Source organism: Accumulibacter sp. (assembly GCF_023806625.1).
Classification (GTDB): Bacteria; Pseudomonadota; Gammaproteobacteria; order Burkholderiales; family Rhodocyclaceae; genus Accumulibacter.
The window spans coordinates 1-7067 of sequence record NZ_JAMTDX010000005.1; the positions used below are offsets into that span (position 1 = coordinate 1).

The following is a 7067-nucleotide window of genomic DNA, read 5'->3' on the forward strand; positions in this document are numbered from 1 at the left end:
TTCTCACAAAATCGGCAGCTTACAGCCAGATCCTCAAGTTGTGTATAAGGGTATGGGCTGGAAGGCGCCGCAAGCTTCGTTCTTCAGCGGTCCGAGCGATTCTCGGCGGCTATTGTCTTGTCCGCCGAAAATCACTGTCGTGGCCGACTTCGAACTCGTCGTATCCGCCTCCATCCTGACTTGCTTGCTGACACCGGGTGTCGACAATTTTTACATCGCCGGTCACCCGCGTTCGCGGTGGCACTTTCAAAAAACAATAAATCAGTCCCGTAGAAAATCGGGCGCGGTTCTTGCTGTTCATCTGCACGTAGATTGTCTCGCACTTGCATTTCAACTCGCTGTGTCGCGAATCTGTTGCGGAGGATGTCATGGACCACTTGGCTTCACGTGCGTTGCCCGGGGGGGCGCAGTCAATGGGCAGGAAGCTCGCCCGATTTGGCGCTGCTGGCGCATTGTGCGTGCTCAGCGCGACGGCGTTCGGGGCGCCGGTCAATCAGGGATTCGAGGCGGGACTCGCCGGCTGGACTACGCTCGGCGACGTCAGCACGCAGACCTCTGCCACGGTCGTCACCTTCGCGCCGTTCCCGAACGGGACCACCTGGACGGTATCCCCCATCCAGACGAGGATGGCCCAGTTGGTCAGTAACAACGGCGTCGACCTGAACCCGAATATCGGCGCGCTCGATGCTTTCTTCGGGCTCGCTTCGCAGACGATCAACCAGTTTCTGCAAAACGCGTACGGCATCACGGGCCCCGCGTGGAATGGCTCGGGAATCAAGCAGTCATTTTCGGGTTCGGCAGGGGACGTAGTGGAGCAGTACTGGAATTTCTTCTCGACCGAAGACGTCAATTGGCAGTACGCTGATGGCACCAATCCGAACGACGCGGCCTTCTACGTGATCACCGATCCGAACGGCCTGCAGACCATCGACTTCCTGCGCAGCGGGGCGCTCGCTTCGAATACGCAGAGCGTCGGGCCGGCAGGAAGCTCCGGGTGGCGGGCATTCGATTACACGTTGCCGGCAAGCGGCAACTACACGATCGGCTTCGGGGTCGTAAACTGGCGCGATGGCTACTTCGATGCCGAGCTTTTCCTCGATGCCGGCAAATTGCCTGAACCGGCTTCGCTGGCCCTGCTCGGAATGGGCCTCGCCGGAGTCGGTCTGCTTCGGCGGAGAAGGACCAGTCGCGGAGCATAGCTCCACATCCGGACGGCCAGCCGAGCGCTGAGCCGGGAAGCCGCCTTGAGCACAACGCTGAAGAGAACAGCCATGAGCAACGGAAAAAAAGGGGTAGGAGACAGAGAGCAGACGAGTGAGACGGAGATCGGCAAGGTGGCCCCAGAGGCGCCGCAGGCCGTTTCCGTCGCACTCCGGCTGCAGCCCGTAGAGAACTCGCAGCAGCCGGTCTTTGCCAACTTCACGAGCGTGCAGGCCGGATCGGGAGTCGTCTATATCGACTTCGGTTTCCTCGAGCCGCAGACGATGGCCGGACTGGCGCGCCTCGGTCAACCCGGAGTCAAGGCACCGGAGGCGATTTCCGGAACGCTGGCCTGCCGGACGGCGATGAGCCTGGAGACGACGGCCAATCTGGCCAATCAGCTGAATCATCTGCTGCGCGGCGCGGCGGCGGCACAGGCGCAGACGGCGCAGGCCGCGGCGCCGGCGGCCGAGCCGGAAGCCGCCGGACCGGTGCACTGAACGGTCCCGTCGCCCGGGAAGGCGCGTGGGTTTCCGCTCGCGTCACCCGGGCGGCCTTGCACTGATCCCGCAGCGCCGCCGGCTCTAGCGCTCCGCGTAAGGGTCGGGATAGCCCAGTCTGGCGAGTATCTCGACCTCGAGTTTCTCCATCCTCGCCGCCTCCTTCTCGCCGGCCTCGTGGTCGTAGCCCAGGAGATGCAGCGCACCGTGGACGATCAGGTGCGCGCAGTGGGCTTCGGGCGGAACGCCGAGTTCGGCCGCTTCGTCGGTGGCCACCGGGAAGCAGACGACGAGATCGGCGCTCAGAACCGGTTTGCGCTGGTAAGCGAACGACAGGACGTTCGTCGGATAGTCCCTGCTGCGGTAGTCGCGGTTCAGCCGCCGTCCCTCTTCGCGGTCGACGAAGCGGACGGTCACCTGCCCGCGCTTGCCGGCGCGCTTGCCCAGAGCGGCACGGAGCCACTCGCGGACCAGAGAGCTGCGCGGCCGCTCGGGCCAGTCAGCGGTGCACTGCACACTGACGCGCAATCGCCGCGTCGTTCCGGATCTCCGCTCAGTCTTCGCCATTGCGGCTCGCGGCTGCGGCCTCGCGAGCTTCCTGAGCCGCGGTGTAGGTCTCGTACGCCGAGACGATGCGCGCGACGAGCGGATGGCGGACGACGTCGTCCTTGAGGAACTCGGTGAAGGCGATCCCGCGCACGTCGCGAAGGATCAGTCGCGCTTCGATCAGTCCGCTCTTCTGTCCGCGCTGCAGGTCGATCTGGGTCACGTCGCCGGTGACCACCGCCTTGGCGCCGATGCCGATCCGCGTGAGGAACATCTTCATCTGTTCCGGAGTCGTGTTCTGCGCCTCGTCGAGGATGATGAACGCGCGGTTCAGCGTTCGCCCGCGCATGTAGGCCAGCGGCGCGATCTCGATCGAGCCGCGCTCGAAGAGCTTGCCGACGCGCTCGAAGCCCATCAGGTCGTAGAGCGCGTCGTAGAGCGGTCGCAGATAGGGGTCGACCTTCTGCGCCAGGTCGCCGGGCAGGAAGCCGAGGCGCTCGCCCGCCTCGACGGCTGGCCGGGTGAGGACGATCCGCTGGACGAGCTCGCGCTCGAAGGCGTCGACCGCGGAGGCGACGGCGAGGTAGGTCTTGCCGGTTCCGGCCGGGCCGGTGCCGAACGTGATGTCGTACTCCTGGATGTTCTTGAGGTACTCGATCTGGCGCGGTGTGCGGCCGTGCAGTTCGCTCTTGCGGGTGATCAGCGCCGGTGAGGGACCCCCGGCCGAGCCGATGTTCCGCACCGGCCGGTTGAGCAGTTCGATCAGGCCGAGCTGGATCTCGTCGATGCTCAGCGGCTCCTTGGCCTGGGCGTAGAAGAGCTGCAGCAGTTCGGCGGCGCGGGCGGTTTGCGCCGGGTCGCCGCGCAGGGTGAAGCGCTCGCCGCGGCGGGCGATCGAGACGTCGAGCGCGGTTTCGATCTGCCGCAGGTTCTCGTCGAGCGCGCCGCAGAGGTTGGCGAGCTGCTTGTTGTTGACCGGAGAGAGCAGCAGTTCGCTGGCCCGGGCTCGCGGCGCGCCGGTCTGGGAAGTCATCGGCCGGCGGTGACGACCTCGCCGCGCAGCGAGTGCGGCAGCGCCGCGGTGATCCGCAGGTCGACGAAGCTGCCAGCGAACTCGCCGGCTTCGCCGGCAAAATTCACCACGCGGTTGTTGTCCGTGCGTCCGGCCAACTCGCGAGAGTCCTTGCGCGAAGCGCCTTCGACGAGGACGCGCTGGATCGTCCCGACCATCGCCGCGGAGACGCCCTGGGCCAGTTCGTCGATCCGCTTCTGGAGGCGCAGCAGCCGTTCGAGCTTCACTCGCTGCGGCGTGTCGTCGGACAGTTCGGCAGCCGGCGTTCCGGGACGTGCGCTGTAGATGAACGAGAACGAGGCGTCGAAGCCGATGTCGTCGATCAGCTTCATCGTCTTTTCGAAGTCGTCGTCGCTCTCGCCCGGAAAGCCGACGATGAAATCCGAAGACAGCGAGAGGTCGGGACGCGCGGCGCGCAGCCGGCGCACCAGGCTTTTGTACTCGAGCGCCGTGTAGCCGCGCTTCATCGCCGCGAGGATGCGGTCCGAACCCGACTGTACCGGCAGATGCAGATGCGAGACGAGCTTCGGGATCCGCCGGTAGACGTCGATCAGCCGCGGCGTGACCTCGCGTGGGTGCGAGGTGGTGTAGCGGATGCGCTCGATTCCCGGCATGTCGGCGATGACCTCGATGAGCAGCGCGAGGTCGGCGAAGTCGTTGCCGTCGCCGGGCATCGCGCCGCGGTAGGCATTGACGTTCTGGCCGAGCAGGGTCACCTCGCGAACACCCTGCGCGGCGAGACCGGCGACCTCGGTGAGCACGTCGTCGAAGGGTCGCGAGACCTCCTCGCCGCGCGTGTAGGGAACGATGCAGAACGAGCAGAACTTGCTGCAGCCCTCCATGATCGATACGAAGGCCGTCGCGCCCTCGACGCGTGCCGGCGGCAGATGGTCGAACTTCTCGATCTCCGGGAACGAGATGTCGACCTGCGAGCGGCCGGCGCGTCGCCTTTCGGCGATCAGCTGCGGCAGGCGATGCAGCGTCTGCGGGCCGAAGACGACATCGACGTACGGCGCCCGGGCGACGATCGCCGCGCCTTCCTGGCTGGCCACGCAGCCGCCGACGCCGATGACCAGGTCGGGTCTCGCCTTTTTCAGCGGGCGGACCCGCCCGAGGTCGTGGAAGACGCGCTCCTGAGCCTTCTCGCGCACCGAGCAGGTATTGAACAGGATGATGTCGGCGTCTTCCGGACGGTCGGTGCGGACGATCTCTTCGGACGCGGCGAGCACGTCGGCCATCCGGTCCGAATCGTACTCGTTCATCTGGCACCCGAAGGTACGGATGAACAGCTTCCTGGCCATCGACAGCGTAGTGTGCTCGGCTAGCGGGGGCGGGGTACCGCAGCTTCGTCCGGGGTCAGCATCCAGACTTGCCTGACGGCGCCGGACTGGTCGGTGAGATAGACGACCTCGGCGGGATCGTGGATCTGCATCGGCACGACGATCAGGTTCTGGCGATTGCGGATCTGGGCCGCGGGTGCGAGCGGCAGCGCGTGTCCGTCGATCGTCAGGGTGCCGTCACCCTCGGGCGGCAGCATCACTCCCTGCTTCGCTTCCTCGGGAAGCGTCCGCGGCAGCGCGGTGGCTTCGTGGGTGATCGGCGGTGCGGGCGAAGGGGTCAACGCCGCTTCGGCGATCGCGCTGAGGATCGAATAGAGGATCGATGCGGGGATGTCCATTGGCGCATTATAAGACAGGGTTTCGCTGCCGGTGCACCGATCGTTCTGTGCACCGGCCGCTTCCGCCTGCCGGCGTTGTGGCCATGCAGTACAATGACGCGGTTGTCGCTCCACCATTTCTGAGAAAGGACGTCGCCGTGCTGGAATCCTATCGTGCCCATGTCGCCGAGCGCGCTGCGCTCGGCATCCCGCCTCTGCCGCTGACCGCACGGCAGACCGAGGAGCTGATCGAGTTGCTCAACAGTCCGCCGCCGGGTGAAGAGCAGAATCTCGTCGAACTGATCACCTATCGCGTGCCGGCCGGGGTCGACGACGCCGCGAAAGTCAAGGCCGCGTTCCTGGCGCGGGTCGCCAGCGGCGACGAGTCGTGCCCGCTGATCTCGCGGGAGAAGGCGACCGAACTGCTCGGCACGATGCTCGGCGGGTACAACGTCAAGCCGCTGATCGATCTGCTCGCCGGTCCGACCGGCGCGATCGCCGCCGAAGGGCTGAAGAAGACGCTGCTCGTCTTCGACTACTTCCACGACGTCAAGGAACTCGCCGACCAGGGCAACGCCAACGCGCAGGCCGTGCTGCAGAGCTGGGCCGAAGGCGAGTGGTTCACCTCGCGTCCCGAGGTTCCGGCGACGCAGAAGCTGACCGTCTTCAAGGTCACCGGCGAGACGAACACCGACGACCTGTCGCCGGCCCCGGACGCCTGGTCGCGTCCGGACATCCCGCTGCACGCGCTGGCCATGCTCAAGAACCCGCGCCCGGGAATCGAGCCCGACAAGCCCGGCGAGCGTGGTCCGATCCAACAGCTCGAGGCGCTCGGCAAGCAGGGCAACCTGATCGCCTACGTCGGCGACGTCGTCGGGACGGGTTCGTCGCGCAAGTCGGCGACCAACTCGGTGCTCTGGTTCACCGGCGAGGACATCCCCTTCGTTCCGAACAAGCGCTTCGGCGGCGTCTGTCTCGGCTCGAAGATCGCGCCGATCTTCTTCAACACGATGGAAGACGCCGGCGCGCTGCCGGTCGAGATCGACGTCGGCCAGATGGAGATGGGCGACGAGATCGAACTGCGCATCGACGCCGCGACTTCGCAGGTCACCGTGCTGAAGAACGGCACGGTGATCGCCGAGTCGAAGCTCAAGACGCCGGTGATCCTCGACGAAGTGCGCGCCGGCGGGCGAATCCCGCTGATCATCGGGCGCGGGCTGACCACCAAGGCGCGCGAGGCGCTCGGCCTGGCGCCGTCGACGCTGTTCCGTCTGCCGCAGAACCCGGTCGATCCGGGTACCGGCTACTCGCTGGCGCAGAAGATGGTCGGCCGCGCCTGCGGGCTGCCCGAAGGCAAGGGGATCCTCCCGGGAACCTACTGCGAACCGCGGATGACCACCGTCGGCTCGCAGGACACGACCGGGCCGATGACCCGCGACGAACTCAAGGACCTCGCCTGCCTCGGCTTCTCGGCCGATCTGGTCATGCAGTCGTTCTGCCACACCGCGGCGTATCCGAAGCTCGTCGACGTCAGGATGCACCGCGAGCTGCCCGCGTTCATCAGCACGCGCGGCGGCGTCGCTCTGCGCCCCGGTGATGGCGTCATCCACTCGTGGCTCAACCGCCTGCTGCTGCCCGACACGGTCGGCACCGGCGGCGACTCGCATACGCGCTTCCCGATCGGCATCTCGTTCCCGGCCGGATCGGGTCTGGTCGCCTTCGCCGCGGCGACCGGCGTCATGCCGCTCGACATGCCCGAGTCGGTGCTCGTGCGCTTCAAGGGCTCGCTCGCCGAAGCCGGCAAGCGTGGCGTCACGCTGCGCGACCTGGTCAACGCGATTCCCTACTACGCGATCCAGCAGGGTCTGCTGACCGTCGAGAAGAAGGGCAAGAAGAACATCTTCTCGGGGCGCATCCTGGAGATCGAAGGTCTGCCGGATCTGAAGGTCGAACAGGCTTTCGAGCTCTCCGACGCATCGGCCGAGCGTTCGGCAGCCGGGTGCACCGTGGCGCTGAACCGGGAGCCGATCATCGAGTACATGCGCTCGAACATCACGCTGATGAAGTGGATGATCGCCAACGGCTACCAGGA

The 7067-nt window shown here is 66.2% G+C and carries 7 protein-coding genes; 3 read left to right on the plus strand and 4 right to left on the minus strand.

From position 1 onward, the window contains the following. The first annotated feature begins 368 nt into the window (after positions 1–368). Both NFW05_RS00885 and NFW05_RS00890 read left to right on the plus strand, forming a co-directional pair. Positions 369–1199 carry a PEP-CTERM sorting domain-containing protein gene (locus tag NFW05_RS00885; RefSeq protein WP_295301962.1) on the plus strand — a complete coding sequence of 277 codons (831 nt, stop codon included), beginning with the start codon at positions 369–371 and terminating at the stop codon, positions 1197–1199. A gap of 72 nt (positions 1200–1271) precedes the next feature. Then, on the plus strand, positions 1272–1700 hold the full coding sequence (locus NFW05_RS00890) for a hypothetical protein (RefSeq protein ID WP_295301963.1): 429 nt from the start codon (positions 1272–1274) through the stop codon (positions 1698–1700). A gap of 84 nt (positions 1701–1784) precedes the next feature. Here NFW05_RS00890 and ybeY read toward each other — a convergent pair whose 3' ends face one another. From ybeY to NFW05_RS00910, 4 genes are read right to left on the minus strand one after another with little or no spacing between them, the layout of a single operon-like run. Continuing rightward, positions 1785–2267, minus strand: a complete 483-nt coding sequence (gene ybeY, locus NFW05_RS00895) for an rRNA maturation RNase YbeY (protein WP_295301964.1) — start codon at positions 2265–2267, stop codon at positions 1785–1787. Continuing rightward, positions 2254–3279: a PhoH family protein gene (locus NFW05_RS00900; protein ID WP_295301965.1), complete on the minus strand. Its 1026-nt coding sequence runs from the start codon at positions 3277–3279 to the stop codon at positions 2254–2256. The genes ybeY and NFW05_RS00900 overlap by 14 nt, the downstream gene beginning before the upstream one ends. Beyond that, on the minus strand, positions 3276–4619 hold the full coding sequence (miaB, locus tag NFW05_RS00905) for a tRNA (N6-isopentenyl adenosine(37)-C2)-methylthiotransferase MiaB (RefSeq protein WP_295301967.1): 1344 nt from the start codon (positions 4617–4619) through the stop codon (positions 3276–3278). The genes NFW05_RS00900 and miaB overlap by 4 nt, the downstream gene beginning before the upstream one ends. Positions 4620–4639: 20 nt before the next feature. Further along, on the minus strand, positions 4640–4996 hold the full coding sequence (locus NFW05_RS00910; RefSeq protein WP_295301969.1) for a hypothetical protein: 357 nt from the start codon (positions 4994–4996) through the stop codon (positions 4640–4642). Positions 4997–5133: 137 nt separating this feature from the next. On the opposite strand from NFW05_RS00910, the gene NFW05_RS00915 reads away from it, so the two are divergent. Beyond that, positions 5134–7067 (plus strand): bifunctional aconitate hydratase 2/2-methylisocitrate dehydratase (locus tag NFW05_RS00915; RefSeq protein ID WP_295301970.1); only part of this gene is annotated, 1934 nt, incomplete at its 3' end.